General features: G+C 57.3%; 26 protein-coding genes. 5 read left to right on the forward strand and 21 right to left on the reverse strand.

The window, feature by feature from the left end; all coding sequences use genetic code 11:
• The 5 genes from HKX41_05565 to HKX41_05585 are packed head-to-tail and all read left to right on the forward strand — an operon-like array spanning window position 1 to window position 6,319.
• Window positions 1-2,307: an LPS-assembly protein LptD gene (locus tag HKX41_05565; protein NNC23622.1), complete on the forward strand. Its 2,307-nt coding sequence runs from the start codon at window positions 1-3 to the stop codon at window positions 2,305-2,307.
• Entirely contained in the window at window positions 2,304-3,671 is a 1,368-nt protein-coding gene (locus tag HKX41_05570; GenBank protein NNC23623.1) for a hypothetical protein, read from the forward strand. The genes HKX41_05565 and HKX41_05570 overlap by 4 nt, the downstream gene beginning before the upstream one ends.
• Before the next feature lie 29 nt (window positions 3,672-3,700).
• The gene (pdxA, locus tag HKX41_05575; GenBank protein ID NNC23624.1) at window positions 3,701-4,699 is read left to right on the forward strand and encodes a 4-hydroxythreonine-4-phosphate dehydrogenase PdxA; all 999 of its coding nucleotides are present in this window, start codon (window positions 3,701-3,703) and stop codon (window positions 4,697-4,699) included.
• Window positions 4,689-5,465, forward strand: a complete 777-nt coding sequence (gene rsmA, locus HKX41_05580; protein NNC23625.1) for a 16S rRNA (adenine(1518)-N(6)/adenine(1519)-N(6))-dimethyltransferase RsmA — start codon at window positions 4,689-4,691, stop codon at window positions 5,463-5,465. The genes pdxA and rsmA overlap by 11 nt, the downstream gene beginning before the upstream one ends.
• Before the next feature lie 23 nt (window positions 5,466-5,488).
• Window positions 5,489-6,319, forward strand: coding sequence for a symmetrical bis(5'-nucleosyl)-tetraphosphatase (locus tag HKX41_05585; protein ID NNC23626.1), 831 nt, complete (start codon window positions 5,489-5,491; stop codon window positions 6,317-6,319).
• 36 nt (window positions 6,320-6,355) lie between these two features.
• Here the strand turns inward: HKX41_05585 and rplQ are convergent, their stop codons facing one another.
• The 21 genes from rplQ to rpsC form a co-directional block, all read right to left on the reverse strand.
• A complete protein-coding gene (rplQ, locus tag HKX41_05590) occupies window positions 6,356-6,745 on the reverse strand; it encodes a 50S ribosomal protein L17 (GenBank protein NNC23627.1) in 390 nt (129 codons plus the stop codon).
• A 33-nt stretch (window positions 6,746-6,778) separates the two neighbouring features.
• A complete protein-coding gene (rpoA, locus tag HKX41_05595) occupies window positions 6,779-7,762 on the reverse strand; it encodes a DNA-directed RNA polymerase subunit alpha (GenBank protein ID NNC23628.1) in 984 nt (327 codons plus the stop codon).
• A gap of 28 nt (window positions 7,763-7,790) precedes the next feature.
• Window positions 7,791-8,414, reverse strand: coding sequence for a 30S ribosomal protein S4 (gene rpsD / locus HKX41_05600; protein NNC23629.1), 624 nt, complete (start codon window positions 8,412-8,414; stop codon window positions 7,791-7,793).
• Window positions 8,415-8,438: 24 nt separating this feature from the next.
• Window positions 8,439-8,843: a 30S ribosomal protein S11 gene (gene rpsK, locus HKX41_05605; protein ID NNC23630.1), complete on the reverse strand. Its 405-nt coding sequence runs from the start codon at window positions 8,841-8,843 to the stop codon at window positions 8,439-8,441.
• Between the two features lie 27 nt (window positions 8,844-8,870).
• On the reverse strand, window positions 8,871-9,227 hold the full coding sequence (gene rpsM, locus HKX41_05610; protein ID NNC23631.1) for a 30S ribosomal protein S13: 357 nt from the start codon (window positions 9,225-9,227) through the stop codon (window positions 8,871-8,873).
• 113 nt (window positions 9,228-9,340) lie between these two features.
• A complete protein-coding gene (gene rpmJ, locus HKX41_05615; GenBank protein ID NNC23632.1) occupies window positions 9,341-9,457 on the reverse strand; it encodes a 50S ribosomal protein L36 in 117 nt (38 codons plus the stop codon).
• Window positions 9,458-9,529: 72 nt separating this feature from the next.
• Window positions 9,530-10,840, reverse strand: a complete 1,311-nt coding sequence (gene secY, locus HKX41_05620; GenBank protein ID NNC23633.1) for a preprotein translocase subunit SecY — start codon at window positions 10,838-10,840, stop codon at window positions 9,530-9,532.
• A gap of 40 nt (window positions 10,841-10,880) precedes the next feature.
• Entirely contained in the window at window positions 10,881-11,309 is a 429-nt protein-coding gene (gene rplO, locus HKX41_05625) for a 50S ribosomal protein L15 (GenBank protein ID NNC23634.1), read from the reverse strand.
• Window position 11,310: 1 nt separating this feature from the next.
• Window positions 11,311-11,493, reverse strand: coding sequence for a 50S ribosomal protein L30 (rpmD, locus tag HKX41_05630; GenBank protein ID NNC23635.1), 183 nt, complete (start codon window positions 11,491-11,493; stop codon window positions 11,311-11,313).
• Window positions 11,494-11,504: 11 nt separating this feature from the next.
• The gene (gene rpsE, locus HKX41_05635; protein ID NNC23636.1) at window positions 11,505-12,014 is read right to left on the reverse strand and encodes a 30S ribosomal protein S5; all 510 of its coding nucleotides are present in this window, start codon (window positions 12,012-12,014) and stop codon (window positions 11,505-11,507) included.
• Between the two features lie 10 nt (window positions 12,015-12,024).
• Complete coding sequence (gene rplR / locus HKX41_05640; GenBank protein ID NNC23637.1) at window positions 12,025-12,381, reverse strand: 50S ribosomal protein L18; 357 nt, start codon at window positions 12,379-12,381, stop codon at window positions 12,025-12,027.
• Window positions 12,382-12,418: 37 nt separating this feature from the next.
• On the reverse strand, window positions 12,419-12,949 hold the full coding sequence (rplF, locus tag HKX41_05645) for a 50S ribosomal protein L6 (GenBank protein NNC23638.1): 531 nt from the start codon (window positions 12,947-12,949) through the stop codon (window positions 12,419-12,421).
• A gap of 26 nt (window positions 12,950-12,975) precedes the next feature.
• Complete coding sequence (rpsH, locus tag HKX41_05650) at window positions 12,976-13,371, reverse strand: 30S ribosomal protein S8 (GenBank protein NNC23639.1); 396 nt, start codon at window positions 13,369-13,371, stop codon at window positions 12,976-12,978.
• Between the two features lie 22 nt (window positions 13,372-13,393).
• The gene (gene rpsN, locus HKX41_05655; protein NNC23640.1) at window positions 13,394-13,699 is read right to left on the reverse strand and encodes a 30S ribosomal protein S14; all 306 of its coding nucleotides are present in this window, start codon (window positions 13,697-13,699) and stop codon (window positions 13,394-13,396) included.
• Between the two features lie 9 nt (window positions 13,700-13,708).
• A complete protein-coding gene (gene rplE, locus HKX41_05660) occupies window positions 13,709-14,272 on the reverse strand; it encodes a 50S ribosomal protein L5 (GenBank protein ID NNC23641.1) in 564 nt (187 codons plus the stop codon).
• 10 nt (window positions 14,273-14,282) lie between these two features.
• Window positions 14,283-14,609 (reverse strand): 50S ribosomal protein L24, encoded by a 327-nt coding sequence (gene rplX / locus HKX41_05665; GenBank protein NNC23642.1) that lies wholly within the window; start codon window positions 14,607-14,609, stop codon window positions 14,283-14,285.
• A 2-nt stretch (window positions 14,610-14,611) separates the two neighbouring features.
• A complete protein-coding gene (gene rplN, locus HKX41_05670; GenBank protein ID NNC23643.1) occupies window positions 14,612-14,977 on the reverse strand; it encodes a 50S ribosomal protein L14 in 366 nt (121 codons plus the stop codon).
• A 10-nt stretch (window positions 14,978-14,987) separates the two neighbouring features.
• Window positions 14,988-15,266 carry a 30S ribosomal protein S17 gene (rpsQ, locus tag HKX41_05675; protein ID NNC23644.1) on the reverse strand — a complete coding sequence of 93 codons (279 nt, stop codon included), beginning with the start codon at window positions 15,264-15,266 and terminating at the stop codon, window positions 14,988-14,990.
• A gap of 20 nt (window positions 15,267-15,286) precedes the next feature.
• Window positions 15,287-15,481: a 50S ribosomal protein L29 gene (gene rpmC / locus HKX41_05680; GenBank protein ID NNC23645.1), complete on the reverse strand. Its 195-nt coding sequence runs from the start codon at window positions 15,479-15,481 to the stop codon at window positions 15,287-15,289.
• Between the two features lie 2 nt (window positions 15,482-15,483).
• Window positions 15,484-15,897, reverse strand: coding sequence for a 50S ribosomal protein L16 (rplP, locus tag HKX41_05685; protein ID NNC23646.1), 414 nt, complete (start codon window positions 15,895-15,897; stop codon window positions 15,484-15,486).
• 3 nt (window positions 15,898-15,900) lie between these two features.
• Window positions 15,901-16,578, reverse strand: coding sequence for a 30S ribosomal protein S3 (gene rpsC / locus HKX41_05690; protein ID NNC23647.1), 678 nt, complete (start codon window positions 16,576-16,578; stop codon window positions 15,901-15,903).
• Window positions 16,579-16,585: the final 7 nt, after the last annotated feature.

Genomic DNA, 16,585 nt, shown 5'->3' on the forward strand with positions numbered 1-16,585 from the left:
TTGCGGTTCAAACCCAATCTCGGGCGACGGCGTTTTTGGCAAATCGCCACGGCGGTCGGACTTGGCGGTGTCACGATCAACGCTGCGGCAGCGGTTTGCTCGATTCCGCAGATACCCATCGCGCCGGCCGCCAAGGATAAACCACCGTCGGTGCGCGCTGATAACGTCAGCCTGAAAAAAGGTGTCGCCAAAGCGCGCGGCAATGCCCGGTTGACGCGCAACGGCCAGGCACTGGAAGCACCGTATGTCGAGTACAACCGTCAGTCGAAGGGTGCAAACGCACACGGCGGAGTGCAGTATTACAAACCCGGCATGTTTCTCACCGCCGATGAAGGTGCCGTCAACGTCAATAGCAACCAAGGGGTGTTCAGCGACGTTAAATACGTGATGACGAACACCGGCGGCCGTGGTCACGCGGACACGGTGGACTCTAAAACCGAGCATCATTTCCAGCTCCGCGATGCGTCTTACACGACCTGCCCGCTGGACTCGCCGAGCTGGTATCTATCGGCCACCCACGTCAATCTGAATCGCGATTCGGGGCGCGGCAGCGCCTGGAACACCGTCATGCACCTCTATGGTTTGCCGGTGTTCTACACGCCGTATTTCAACTTCCCGATCGATAACAAACGCCATACTGGCTTTCTCGCGCCGGTCGTCGGCGTTTCGGGCGATTCCGGTTTCGAGCTGACCTGGCCGTTTTATATCAATATCGCGCCGCAGTACGATCTAACCCTTATCCCGCGCTACTACGGCAAACGCGGTCCGCAGCTCGGGGCGCAAGCGCGCTACCAATTCACACACCAAAAGGGTGAACTCAACGGCCAACTCCTGCCGAACGATCAAAAATACGGCGAGCGCCGCAGCTTCGTTCACTACCAGCATCAAGGCAAATTCGGTCAATACGTTGGCTTTCAGGCCGACTACAACCGTGCCAGCGACGATGACTATTTCGACGACTTGGACGACGGCCCGGGTGGCACGTCGTCGTCCAATCTTGAGCGCGGCGCCGAGCTAACGTTCGCGACCACTGGCGCCCGCCTCGACTTCCTTGTGCAGGACTGGCAAACGCTCAATCGAGCCAGTAGTAGCCGGGCCTCGATTTCAAACGCTCTCAACAACAATCCCTACACGCGGCTGCCGCGTGTAAAACTCCATCTACTGTCGCCCACCGCACCGTTCCGGCTCGGCTTCGACGGCAGTTTCACCAATTTTGTCAGCGACAACCCTGCCGCGGCCGAAGCCCGGCGCTACGACGCCAAGCCCAAGTTGATCTGGTCCACCGATCACGGCGGCTGGTTCGCCTCCAGTCAGGCCGCGTACGAATTTACGCATTACGATCTCAGCAATGTCGGCAACCAAACGACATCAATCAACCGCTCGATTCCCTCGTTCCAACTACGCTCGGGGCTGCGATTCACTCGCCATATGCACAATGGCTGGATACAGACCTTCAATCCACAGTTTCAGTATCTTTACACTGGCTACGAAAACCAAAAGAATATCCGCAACTTTGACAGCGGGGTGCCAGCACTGCACTTCCAGCGCCTTTTTGCCGATAATCGTTTTACCGGCATCGATCGCATCGGCGATGCGAACCAAATCACCCTCGGCGCGACGACACGGCTATATTCAACCGCAAGCAGTCGTACACTTGCCAAGTTGAGTTTCGGTCGCGTCACCAGTTTCCGCGACCTCAAGGTGACATTGCCCAACACCGGTATCACCGGTTACTCCAACAGCGGCTCGGACTACGTCGGAAGCCTTACCGTCAGCCCGATTCATCAACTACGCGCCCGTGGCACCGTCGCGTACAGCGCGAGTGACTCGAAGATCGATCGCGGCCGGGTCCAGCTGCTCTACGCCAGCGACTCAGGGTATGGCATCAATCTCGGCTACCGCTACTACCGCGGCTATCAACTGGTGCACAATTCCGAATCAGACGAAACGAGATATCAGACATTAAAACAAGTCGCGCTCGGTGCTTACGTGCCGCTCGGCGAGCACCTCAACGTCGTGGGTCGCTGGAACTATTCGCTCAAAGCCAAGACAAACGTCGAGTCGGTTGTTGGCGTTCAGTACAATCCCTCGTGTTGTGTCTCGGCGCGCGTCTCATGGCGCCGTTACGTGCAAAATCCATCCCAAAACAACGGCAACCAGCATGACAGCGCGATTTATTTCGAACTTCTGTTCCAAGGCCTGACTTCAGTGGGCAAGACAGCGAAATCGTTCGTTTCGGACGATGTCTTCAGCGGCGTCAGTCCCGGTCGCAGACGACAAACCTATAACACGTTACAACCCCGATGAATTTTATCGCCAAGACAATAACCGCAGTTATCCTGGCCGCTATCACGACGGTAGCCGGCGCACAATCACTTACCTCCGGCAGTGAACTCGGGAACTTTTCCCTTGGATCACGTCAAGCGAGCAACAATGCCCCGTCCAATCAATCGCTAGACGGTATCGCGGCCGTTGTTAACAACGACGTTATCTTGAAAAGCCGACTCGCCCGCGCGGTAGCCCAGGCACGACAAAAGACAAACCGCAACGTGCCGTTGAATGCGCTTCGCTCACGCGTGCTGGACCGGCTGATCATGAAAAAACTGCAACTCCAGCAGGCGCATAAAGAAGGGCTGTCGATCTCTAAACAGCAACTTCAGCGCGGCATCAAGCGCGTCGCCAAAAGCAATAATATGTCGGTTGCTCAATTCAAACAGGCAGTCAAACGACAAGGGCTTACCTTCAGCAAACTCGAGGACCGCATTCGCACGCAGATGCTGGTTGCCAAGCTGCGTCGGCGTACGGTGATGTCGAAAGTTCAAATAACGCCCGACGATGTCAGCCAGTACATGCGAACCCAGGATCTGCAACAGGGTATCGCCAGCGCATACCGCTTTCGCCGGATCGTTATCAATAAAACGTCAAGTGAGACCACAGCGCGTAAGCAACTAGAACAACTGCGTAAGCGTGCAAACACGGGCGCAGATTTCGCCACACTCGCCAAGAACCAATCGAGCGGACCAAACGCTGATCAAGGTGGCTTGGTGGACTGGACGCCGGCAACCAAACTCGACACAAAAATAGCGAGCGCGCTCGACGGCCTCGACACAGGCGACATCAGCCCGATCGTGCAAAATGGGCAGCAGCTGATGCTCCTAAAGCTGCTCGGGCGTCGTCCGGTTGGCGGCAACAATCAAAGCGCGACCGTCACGCAGGTCAAGGCGCAGCATATCGTTGTCAAGCCCAACGCGATACGTACGCAGACGGAAGCCAAAAAACTGGCCAACCGGCTACGGCAACAAATCCAAGCCGGCAATGATTTCGCTTCGATCGCGAAAGAGCATTCCGATGACAAAGCCAGCGCCAGTGATGGCGGCGAGCTCGGCTGGATTACCATGAGCAGGGTCAGCCCCCAAACGCGACAAGCACTAGCCGATCTTTCACCCGGCGACGTTTCACCGGTGCTGAATGCATCCAGTGGTTTTGAAATCATCAAGATGCAAGATCGCCGCACCCGTGACCGCGCCGAGCAACGGCGGCGCAATAAAGCACGCCAAGCCCTCGGTAAACAACGCGCCCGCGAGCAAGGCAAGGTCTGGCAACAAAAGCTTCGCGACCGCGCCTACATCGACATTCGAATCAAGGGCTATCAGCAGCAGCAGGGAACTTGAGCCGTTCGTCCATTGGTGACATCGGCTTTATGAGTGCGGCGAAGCGACTCATCATCACGCCCGGCGAACCAGCCGGCGTCGGGCCGGACCTGACGCTGGCGCTCGCCCAACATGACTGGCCGTTCGAGCTTGTCGCGGTCGCAGATCCAGACATGCTCGCGCAGCGCTCACGTGCGCTCGGCTATGCAATTGACGTTACCGACATCGACTACAACCAGCCACCGAGCGCACATCGAGCCGGAGTGCTGCCGGTCGACCCAATCGCATGCGAGCGTCCGGTCACTGCAGGGCAACTGGATACAGCGAATGCCGCCTACGTGCGCCAGACATTGGACCGTGGGTGCGACCGCTGCCTCAATGGCACTGCCGACGCACTGGTTACCGCGCCGGTACACAAGGCAACACTGACTCGGGGCGGTGAGGCTTTCAACGGCCACACCCAGTATTTGGCAGCACGCTGCCATGCACCGCCGCCGGTCATGTTGCTGACGACTGCCGATGGCTCGTTCCGAGTTGCTCTGGCCACGATGCATCTGCCGCTTCGCGATGTGGCCAACGCACTGACTGTGGACGGGTTGCGTCATGTCTTTCGCACCACCGCCGCCAGCCTCCAGCAGGATTTCGGTATCGCCGCACCGCGTTTGCTGGTTACCGGTCTGAATCCGCACGCTGGCGAGAGCGGCACGCTCGGCGCTGAGGAAATACAAACCATCGCCCCTGCGATCGAGGCCGAAAAAGAAAGCGGACTGCGCATCACTGGGCCACTATCGGCCGACACGGCCTTTATCGATGATAATCGGGCGGGCGGCGATGTCGTCGTGGCCATGTTCCACGACCAAGGATTGCCGGCGATCAAATACGCTGGCTTTGGACGCGTCGTCAACGTCACGCTCGGATTGCCGATTGTCCGCACCTCGGTCGACCACGGCACCGCAGTTGAACTCGCTGGTACCGGTCATGCCGACTCAGCCAGTCTATTCACGGCCGTAGAGACAGCGGCGGCAATCGCAAATTCACGTGGTGCGTAAACGCTTCGGCCAACATTTTCTGACCGACCGGGCTGTCATCGATCAAATCGTCACAGCGATCACGCCCGTGAATGACGATTGCATGATCGAGATCGGGCCGGGCCAAGGCGCCCTAACCCGAGCGCTAACACCGCATCTAAGGCTGCTCGACGTCATCGAAATCGACCGCGATCTGGCAGCAACAATAGAATCCGAGGCCACGGACAAAACCGGGGCCGTCCGACTTATCGGCACCGACGCGCTGCGTTTTGACTACGCTGCCTACGCGCGACAACGCGGTACCCGGCTGCGGCTGGTCGGCAACCTCGCCTACAACATCGGTACGCCATTGTTGTTCCATATCTTGGCGACTCTGGATACGATCACTGATCTCCACTTCATGCTGCAGAAAGAAGTCGTCGACCGCATCGTCGCGGACCCCGGCGACCCAGCCTACGGCCGACTCAGTGTCGGCGTTGCCGTACGCGCCCATAGGACAGCACTCTTGGAGGTGCCACCGCAGGCGTTTCGCCCCAAGCCGAACGTGACATCGTCAGTTGTGCGTATCACGCCGTTTACCACGCCCGCCAACATCACGAACTGGCGCATCTTCGACGCGCTGGTTGCAGACGCATTCGGCAAACGGCGCAAGACCTGCCGCAACGCGTTAGCTCAGTGGCTATCAGGTGACGCAATTGCCGCGCTGGGTATCGAGCCACAACGTCGCCCCGGCGAACTCACACCCGATGACTACGTGCGGCTGGCAAATGCGGTGACCTCAGAATAATCACAGGTAACCATTATTCACTCATGAGTGCCGAACTACGCCGGATATTCTGTATCGGTGACGTGCACGGTCAGTATGCGATGCTGGACCGATTGCTGCACCGTCTCGATGCCATTGATGCGAACGCCGAACTTTGGTTTGTCGGCGATCTCGTCAATCGAGGCCCCGATTCGGCTAGCGTCGTGCGGCGTGTGCGCGAACTTGGCTCCCGCGCCACCACAGTGCTCGGCAACCACGACTTAAGCGTTCTGGCGATGGCAGCCGACGCGAGCAAGCGTGTTTATGCTGACACCGGCGTCGCCAGGCTCCTGGCCGCCGATGACGCCTCCGAGCTACTCGACTGGCTACGCACCCGACCACTTCTGCACCAAAGTGTCGAGACCGGTTGGACGATGGTCCATGCCGGCATTCCTAAAGGCTGGGATTTAACGACAGCCGCGGCCTGCGCGGCCGAATTCGAACAAGCGCTTACGGCCGACGACTGGCAGACAACCCTAAACGATCTCTACGGTAACGAGCCCACCGCTTGGGCGGAATCACTAACCGGGATCAGACGCCTACGCTATATCGCTAACGCGCTTACCCGGCAACGGTTTTGTCATGCCGGAAGCGGTGATCTTGACTTGAGCGAGAAGGGCCGCATCTCAGACGCTCCGGCCACGCTAACGCCATGGTTCGCCGAACCAAATCGCAAAACCCACAACGAGCGCATTGTTTTCGGGCACTGGTCGATGCTGGGGCGGATTGCTTGGCCGGAACACAATGCCTGGTGCATTGACACCGGGGCATCGTGGCAAGGCGTGTTAAGCGCACTTGAACTGCGCCAACACCCTCGACTTATACAGGCCGATTAACTTACCGAGAACCGGCCCGAATCGAAGTGAAACGCCTTAGGCAGCTCCACTTTCGTCGTCGTCAGTTGCCGGGCGGTCAACCAACTCGACGTAAGCCATAGGCGCGGCGTCACCATCACGATAGCCGCATTTGAGCACGCGCAGATAGCCACCCGGACGTTCAGCGTAGCGCTCACCGAGCGTGCCGAACAACTTGGCCACTGCCTGCTTGCTACGCAGTCGTGAAAACGCCAACCGCCGGTTCGCTGTCGTATCTTTCTTAGCGAGCGTGATCAACGGCTCAGCCGTGCGCCTTAATTCCTTGGCGCGCGGCAGCGTTGTTTTGATCAACTCGTGTTCGACCAGCGAAATCGTCAGGTTGGAGAGCATCGCGCGGCGGTGCGACGATGTACGACCCAGATTGCCGCCTTTCTTGCTGTGACGCATGGCTAAATTCGTGTCCTTTATGAGACGAGTGCGTTACGCGTTCTCGATTTCGGCCGGCGGCCAGTTCGCAACCTCAACACCAAGCTCGAGACCTTGTTCAGACAGCACCTGTTTGATTTCGGTCAGCGACTTTTTGCCGAGATTAGGCGTGCGCATCAATTCGTTTTCTGAGCGCTGAACCAGATCACCGACGTAGTGAATATCTTCCGCTTTGAGGCAATTGGTCGAGCGCACAGTGAGCTCAAGATCCTCGATCGGTTTGAGCATCATCGGCTCCACGGCACCGCCCTGCTTGCCAGCAGCGGCGCCAGTGTTGGCTTCCAGATCCACGAAAACCGACAGCTGGTCATAGAGCGTGGCCGCTGCTGTTCGCACCGCTTCCTGCGGTTCGATACTGCCGTTGGTTTCGACGTCCAAAATCAGCTTATCGAGGTCGGTGCGCTGTTCGACACGCGCCCGGTCGACTTCATAGCTTACCCGTCGAATCGGGCTAAACGAGGCATCGAGCTTGAGCGCGCCGACGGCGTGACCTTCCTGGTCGGCATCCTGCGCCACGCGTTGAGCGGCCGGCTCATAGCCACGCCCACGCCGAGCAGTCAACTCCATGTTGAGCTCGCCGCTGGTCAGATGCGCAATCACCAGATCCGGGTTCGCAATCTCCACTTCGTGATCGGTCGCGATATCGCCAGCCGTTACCGGCCCGGCGGCCGATTTATTCAGGCGCAAGGTAGCCGAATCACGACCATTCATGCGCACCGAAATCTGCTTTATATTCAAAAGCACGTCGATCACGTCTTCTTGCATACCTTCGATCGTGGTGTACTCATGCAGCACACCCTCGATTGCCACGTCAGTGATCGCGGCTCCCGGAATCGAAGATAGCAAGATGCGCCGCAGCGCATTACCTAGTGTATGCCCATAACCGCGCTCGAGCGGCTCGAGTTCGATTTTTGCGCGCCCGCCGCTACGCCGGTCTACTTCAACCAGGCGCGGCTTCAAAAGTTCATTGGATTCCATAACGCGTCCTCCGGTTCCCCCGGATCGATTACTTGGAATAAAGTTCGACGACCAGATTCTCGTTGATATCCTGAAGAATCTGATCGCGGTCGGGCACCTGCGTATAAGTACCCTGGAGTTTCTTATCGTCGACCGACAGCCAATCGCCAAAGCCGAGCTGCGCGGCGACTGACATCGCCTCCACAATGCGGTTTTGGTTTTTGGCGCGATTACGTATCGCGACAACGTCACCCGGCTGCACTTCATACGACGGTACGTTGACCAGCCGGTCATTAACCGCGACCGCTTTATGATTGACGAGCTGACGTGCTTCGGCACGTGTAGCGGCAAAGCCCATCCGATAGACCACGTTATCGAGCCGCGATTCGAGCGCCTGCAAAAGCAGAACGCCGGTAGCGCCTTTACGCTGTGACGACTTGACGTAGTATTTATGGAACTGCTTTTCCATCAGACCGTACATACGACGGAGCTTTTGCTTCTCGCGCAGCTGAGTCGCATAATCCGACAACCGCTGCCGACGGCCAGAGCCTTGGGTTCCCGGTGGGGTTTCGAACTTGCACTTGGACTCGATCGAACGACCGTGACTGGTCAGCAGCAGATCGGTGCCGGTGCGTCGTGAGAGTTTACAGCGGGGGCCGGTGTATTTCGCCATGGTATCTCGTCTATCCTTTAAGCGTTACACACGCCGTTTCTTCGGCGGACGACAGCCGTTATGCGGAATCGGTGTCGTATCCACGATATTCGTAACTTTGAAGCCGTAGCCATTCAGAGACCGCACCGATGCTTCTCGGCCGGGGCCCGGCCCTTTTACTCGGACTTCAATATTCTTGACGCCATAGCGCGCTGCACCCTCGCCTGCTCGCTCAGCGGCGACCTGGGCAGCGAACGGCGTCGATTTGCGCGACCCCTTGAAACCACATGTACCCGATGTACACCAGCTCAGTACGTTACCCTGCTGATCGGCGATCGTGATGATGGTGTTATTGAACGTCGCGTAAACAAACGCAACGCCATCGGTCACCTTGCGGCGCCCACGGGTAGCCGACGACTGACTCGTTTGCGACGTGGATGAATCTGCCATTAATAATCCCTATTAAAACTAGCGGCGTTAGCGCCGGATCGGCCGTGGCGGGCCTTTACGGGTTCGCGAGTTATTCTTGGTCCGCTGACCACGGAGCGGCAAACCGCGCCGATGGCGGATACCCCGGTAGCAGCCCATATCACGCAACCGTTTGATATTCATCGATATCTCACGGCGCAAATCACCTTCAATCGTGTGATTACCGACTTGCTCGCGGAGCGTTTCGACTTCGCCTTCAGTCAAATCGCGAACTTTAGTGTTAACCGGCACGTTGGCCGCGTCACAAATCTCATCGGCACGCGTCGGCCCAATACCATAGATAGAGGTCAACGCGATGTTCGTGTGCTTGTAGATCGGCAAGTTAATGCCGGCAATTCGCGCCATATCGTCTCTCTCAAAGGGGTGCTTGCCGGCCTTATAAAACGCCGACTAAGCCCGGCAGTATAACGCGTATTATAGCGCTACCGCAAGCTTAAAAATAGTAAAACCGAGCAGTGCTAACCTTGGCGCTGCTTATGTCGCGGATTAACGTCGCAGATAACCGTAACAGCGCCGTTGCGTCGGATTACTTTACAGTGCCGACAAATTTTCTTGACAGATGCTCGTACTTTCATGATGTCACTCTCGAAGGGTGGTCACGGCATGACCTAGATTGCACGTCGTCCCAGCCCGAACGCTCAGCATTTTTAGCGTGCCGATACAGTCCGTCGCTTGGTTTTGAGGTTACTTTTTTGCATCACACCGCTGTACTGATTCGACATCAGGTGCGCCTGCAACTGGGACATAAAGTCCATCACGACCACGACGATAATCAGTATCGATGTGCCGCCAAAGTAAAACGGCACATTATATTGCAAAATCAGCAATTCAGGCAATAGACAAACCAGTGCGACGTAAACCGCACCAGCGACCGTTAGCCGAGTCAAAACAGTGTCGATGTAATTCGCAGTCTGAACGCCAGGCCGAACGCCAGGTATAAACGCACCGGACTTTTTCAGATTATCGGCTGTCTCACGCGAATCGAAAACCAACGCCGTATAGAAAAAACAGAAGAAAACGATCATGCCGGAGTAGAACAGCACATAAAGCGGCTGCCCTGGCGCTATCGCGTTGGAGACCCACTGCGCGATCGGTCCACCCTGCCCAAAAAACCGTACAACGGTTGCCGGGAAAAGGATAATACTCGACGCAAAAATGGGCGGAATCACACCGGCCATATTCAATTTGAGCGGCAGGTGCTGGGTACGTTCCGCGTACATGCGCCGTCCACTCTGGCGCTGGGCGTGATGCACCGGAATGCGACGCTGCCCGCGCTCTACAAAAACCACAAATCCGAGAACTGCGAGTGCGCCAATGAGCAGCGCGATCACGAAAAAGATGCTGAGTTCGCCCGACTGGACTAAATTCAGCGTCCCGCCAATCGCCGATGGCAAACCAGCCACGATCGCCGAAAAGATCAGTATGGATATACCGTTTCCAATGCCGCGCTCGGTGACCTGCTCACCCAACCACATCAAAAACAACGCGCCCGTGGTTAAACAGACGGCTGTCGTGAACACAAAGCTGAATTCGCTGATACCCGATTGCGCAATGCCTTGATTCCAAAGCGCAATGCCAGTACCAATCGATTGGAAAGTCGCCAGCCCTACCGTACCGTAACGCGTGTATTGCGTGATACGTCGTTGACCAGCCTCACCTTCTTTTTTGATCTCTTTGAGCGTCGGCACCGTGGCCGTCAACAGCTGCATGATGATCGACGCCGAGATATACGGCATGACGCCAAGCGCAAGAATCGACAGGCGCTTCAACGCACCGCCCGTAAACATTACGCCAACGTCGAGAATCGTGCCTTGCTGTTGCTGAAAAAGCTGCGCAAGCTGTTGCGGGTCAATACCCGGCACCGGGATATAAGTACCCACTCGAAACACGACAATAGCGCCGATCACGAACAGCAGTCGCGACCGAACTTCGCTCAGTTTGCCAGCGTCCGGCATCATGCTATTGCGGCTACCAGCCGCCGACCCAGTGGTCGCCACGTTAGTCGCTAACCTCGCCGCCTAACTCTTCAATCGCACGACGTGCACCGCCAGTCGCAGCGACACCGCGCAGGTTAACCTTTGAATTGAGCTCACCAGAGCCAATGACTTTCGCACTGGCCGCGCCACGCGCCATCAAACCGGCGTTTTTCAATTCCTCAAGCCCGATATCACCGCTGAAACGATTCAATTGCTCAAGGCGGATTTCGGTCGGCGTTGCCCGGGCGGCCTTGAAACCACGCTTGGGCACCCGCCGCTGTATGGGCATCTGGCCGCCTTCAAAGTTAACCTTTTTATAGCCACCCGAACGGGATTTCTGCCCGGCATGCCCACGACCCGCAGTTTTGCCGTGATCGGAGGATTGACCACGCGCGATTCGCTTACGCGACTGGCGTGCGCCCGGCCCCGGCCGTAGTTTATTCATGTACATCTTAAGCTCGCTCCACCGAGATCATATCGGCGACCTTATTAATCATCCCGCGGTTCTCCGGCGTATCCGCCACCACGACTTGATGTTGACGCCGCTTCAATCCAAGCCCACGTACGCAGGCGCGACGATTCTTGGTCTGGCCAGACAGACCACGGTTCAAGGTTATTTTCAGTGTATCCGCCATCACCATTGCTCCTAGGCCTGGATCTGCTCCACGCTCATACCACGCTTGGCGGCAATATATTCCGGATCGTGCATGCTGCGCAGACCGTTAACAGTTGCGCGCACGATGTTGAGTGGGTTGCGCGAGCCGTAGCATTTAGCCAGCACGTTGTTCACACCAGCCACCTCAAATACGGCGCGCATACCACCACCAGCGATAATGCCGGTACCGGCCGACGCTGGCCGCATGATTACTTTAGTCGCACCGTGGCGGCCGACGAGGTCGTGCTGCAGCGACATATCCTCGTTCAGGGTCGCTCGGATCATATTCTTGCGCGCGGCATCCATTGATTTCGATATAGCCAACGGCACCTCACGTGCCTTGCCATAGCCGAAGCCAACCCGGCCTTCGCCGTCACCGACTACAGTCAGTCCAGCAAAGCGGAACTGCCGACCACCCTGCACGACCTTAGCCACGCGGTTAACGGTGATTAGTCGCTCGAGCAGATCGGTTTCGGTGCGCTGGTCGTTACGATTCGCCATAGTCGGTTTCCTAGAACTTGAGGCCGCCGTCGCGAGCCGCGTCGGCGAGCGCGCGAACACGGCCGTGGTACGCAAAGCCAGAACGATCAAAAGCCACGGTATCCACACCGATAGCCTGAGCGCGTTCGGCAATTGTGCGCCCTACTATTTCAGCGGCGGCTACATTACCGGTCTGCTGGCATTCATTCGCCACGACCGATTCCACCGTCGACGCTGAAGCCAAAGTCCGCGAGCCGTCGGGTTGAGTGATCTGGGCATAAATATGCCGCGGCGTTCGGTGCACCGATAGGCGCGTCGCGCCTTGGCGCTCGATCCACCCTCGGGCACGTCGGGCGCGCCGCTTCCGTTGTACTGTTTTGGTCTGCATGGCCTGTAAGTATCCTGCTCGCGTGTTCGTGAGTCGCCTACTTCTTCTTCGGGTCCTTGCGGATAACGTATTCGTCGGCGTAGCGAATACCTTTGCCCTTATACGGTTCCGGGGGCCGAAATTGACGGATTTCTGCCGCCGCATGACCAACCTTCTGTTTGTCCGTACCGCGCAGCACAATCTCGGTGGCCGAAGGTACTTCGACGCTAATCTCGTCCGGAACTTCGTAAATCGCTGGATGGGACAGCCCAAGCGAAAGCGAAAGCCGGTTACCACTCGCCTGCACACGATAGCCCACACCAACGAGCTGCAAGCGCCGCACAAAGCCTTCGGTAACGCCGGTCACCAAATTTTGCACATTGGCGCGCGCCGTACCCATCATGGCCGCATTCTTGCGTCGCGCGGTTGAGACCATGGTTGCTTCACCAGCTTCAACCGAGAGATCAACCCCTCTCGGAAGCTCAGTACTGAGCACGGTATCTCCCTTGGAGACCGTGACCGTACCCGCAGCAACTTGGCATTCAACGCCGTCGGGCAACTTGACCGGGGCACCACCTACTCGAGACATGATCTACTACCTGGACTAAACCGTCGCTATGCGACGTAACAAAGAACTTCGCCACCGCAGCCGACTTCACGTGCCTGACGATCAGTCATAACGCCGTTCGAAGTCGATACCACGGCAACACCAAGGCCACCTACGACACGCGGCACATCACGCTTGCCGCGATAAACGCGGAGGCCGGGCTTCGAGACGCGCTCGATACGTTCGATCACGCCGTCACCCTGGAAATATTTTAACTCGATGCGTAACACCGACTTACCGTCTACAGCCTCGGTCGTGTACTGCCGAATGAAGCCTTCGTCCGCCAACACCTTCGCAACGGCGGTTTTCAACTTCGACGATGGCATTGACACCGCCCGGTGCTCGGCTGCCTGGCCGTTACGGATGCGCGTCAGCATATCCGCGATTGGGTCCGTCATACTCATGACAATCGATAACCTCGCCGATTCACCAGGAAGAAAGCGTCAGGCCCGGCACTTCGCCGCGCATAGCCGCTTGCCGGAGCTGATTACGTGACAGCCCAAATTTCCGATACGTGCCCCGAGCACGACCGGTCAAATTACAACGCCGAGTCTTCCTCGTTGGGCTAGCGTCGCGCGGCAACTTCTGGAGTTGTTGGCTCGCAGCCATTCGCTCCTCGGGTGTTGCGTTCGGATCGGCGATTCGCGCCTTGATGGCACGCCGCTTTTCGGCATAGCGCGCGACCGTTTCGGTTCGCTTGCGATCGCGCTCGATCATGCATTTCTTAGCCATAGCGTTATCCTAGCTGTTCCGAAACGGCAGCTCGAAACCATCGAGCAGCCCTCGGGCCTCGGCATTGTTGTGCGCTGTTGTCGTAATAACGATATCCATGCCGCGCAGTGTATCGACGCGGTCATAATCAATCTCCGGGAAGACAATCTGCTCACGCACCCCGAGGCTGTAATTCCCGCGCCCGTCGAACGACTTTGGGCTGAGACCGCGAAAATCCCGAATCCGTGGCAACGCAACGTTGACCAGCCGATCGAGAAACTCATACATCCGGGCACGTCGCAGTGTCACCTTGCAGCCAATCGGCCAACCGGTACGAATTTTAAAACCGGCCTCCGACTTCCGCGCTCGGGTCATCACCGGCTTTTGGCCCGCGATCAACCCAAGTTCTTCCATGGCTGAGTCGATGACCTTACGGTCTGAAACCGCCTCGCCTAGCCCCATGTTCAGCGTGATTTTGGATAACGCTGGCACGGCCATCGTATTGGTATATCCAAACTGCTCGATTAGGCGCGGCACGATCGTTTCGCGATAGGTCCGCTGTAGACGCGGACTCCATTGTTTCTGTTCACTCATCGATTCTTACCTAACCGTCGATGACTTCGCCGGTCGACTTGTAATAACGCACCCGGCGACTGGTGCCACCATCCTCGACCGTCTTACATCCCACCCGATCGTGCTTCTTAGTACTCGGGTTATAGATCATGACATTGGACGCATGGATCGGCGCTTCCTGTTCTTCGATACCGCCCTGTACCCCTTGATTGGGATCGGGGCGCACCGTTTTCTTGACGATGTTCACACCGTCGACAATAAACCGTCCATCGTTGCGTTTCGCCGAGACAGTGCCGCGCTGACCACGCGACCGGCCTGCAACAACCACAACCTGGTCGCCCACACGGATTCGCGACAGACTCATAAAACCTCCGGCGCCAGCGAAATGATTCGCATGAATCGTGCGCGAAGCTCACGGGTCACCGGACCAAAAATACGCGTGCCAATCGGCTGATTCTCGTTATTCAATAAAACGGCAGCATTGGCATCGAACCGGATTACCGAGCCGTCACCACGCCGCACACCTCGTCGCGAGCGGACTACGACGGCATTCATCACCTGACCCTTACGCACACGTCCACGCGGGATCGCATCCTTTACGCTGACCTTGATAATGTCACCAATGCGTGCGTAACGACGGTGCGAGCCACCCAGAACCTTGATGCACTGCATCGCACGCGCGCCGCTGTTATCGGCTGCGCCGAGTACTGATTCGGTTTGTATCATCGCTGGTTACCTACGCTCCAACCTGACTGGCACGCTCAATTACGCGCACTAGTGCCCAACTTTTGGTCCGCGCATGCGGCCGCGACTCGGACACTTCTACGAAATCGCCGATTTGCGCAGCATTGTCCTCATCGTGAACCTTGATACGCGTACTACGCCGCACATATTTCTTGTACAGCGAATGTTTGGTACGCCGCTCAAGCACGACAACCGCTGTTTTATCCATTCGATTGCTGACCACGAACCCAGTCTGGCAGCGGGTATTACCTGCCGCGCCGTTGTCCGTCATATCACCGTCTTCTGCCATCGTTATTCCTTAGCTGCAGCTTCGCGCTTCACTGTTTTGATGCGCGCGATGTTACGGCGAACCGTTTTGAACTGATGCGTCTGCGTCAGCTGCCCGGTAGCCTGCTGCATACGCAGATTGAACTGCTCACGCCTGAGCGCGACCAACTCCGAATCCAGCTCCTGCGCTGTTTTCCCACGCAATGTCTCGACATCCATGATTACGACACCGTGCGTTCGACGAACGCTGTCTTGACCGGAAGTTTCGACGCTGCCAAGCGAAACGCTTCGCGCGCCACCTCGCGGCTCACACCTTCAATCTCGAAAATCATGGCGCCCGGCTGAACCGGTGCGACATAGTATTCGACGTTACCCTTACCCTTGCCCATACGAACTTCGATAGGCTTGCCGGTAACCGGCTTATCGGGGAATACACGAATCCATGTTTTCCCAGCACGGCGGATATGCCGCGTAAATGCACGTCGCCCGGCTTCCAGTTGCCGCGCCGTAAGCCTGCCGCGTGTGGTCGCTTTTAGACCGAACTCGCCAAAGCTTACTTCGTTACCCCGCCGAGCCAGACCACGATTACGCCCTTTCTGGACCTTGCGGTATTTTAGGTTATTCGGTTGCAGCATGGTTTACCCCGTTGCTGTCTCGCTAGCCGTCACAGCTTCCGTCGCCGTGTCGGTATCAAAGACTTCGCCCTTGAAGATCCAAACCTTGACGCCGATCACGCCATACATCGTCATGGCTTCAGCCAAGCCATAGTCTATATCGGCGCGCAGCGTATGCAGCGGCACTCGCCCTTCGCGATACCACTCAGTTCGCGCAATTTCGGAACCGTTAAGGCGCCCGGCGACGTTGACCCGGATACCACCAGCGCCAAGACGCATCGAGTTGCCAACCGCACGCTTCATCGCGCGCCGAAACATGATGCGACGCTCGAGTTGTTGCGCAATATTCTGCGCTACGAGATACGCATCGAGCTCCGGACGCCGAATTTCTTCCACCGACAAATGGACTGGCACGCCCATCCGCTCGGATACCTCAACCCTCAGGCGGTCGATATCCTCACCCTTTTTGCCGATGACAATACCCGGGCGTGCCGTATGAATCGTGATACGCGCCGAGCGAGCCGGGCGATCGATTTGGATTCGGCTTACCGATGCATTAGCCAGCCGCTGCCGGATGAAATCGCGGATTTGGATATCGCTTAGAAGCGTATCGCGATAGTCGGTTCCTTCCGCGTACCAGCGCGAGCTCCACTCGGTAGTGACACCGAGCCGGAAACCGGTTGGATGTACCTTATGTCCCATAGTTATC

The sequence above is a fragment of the Salifodinibacter halophilus genome, from assembly GCA_012999515.1.
In the GTDB taxonomy this organism is placed as follows: domain Bacteria; phylum Pseudomonadota; class Gammaproteobacteria; order Nevskiales; family Salinisphaeraceae; genus Salifodinibacter; species Salifodinibacter halophilus.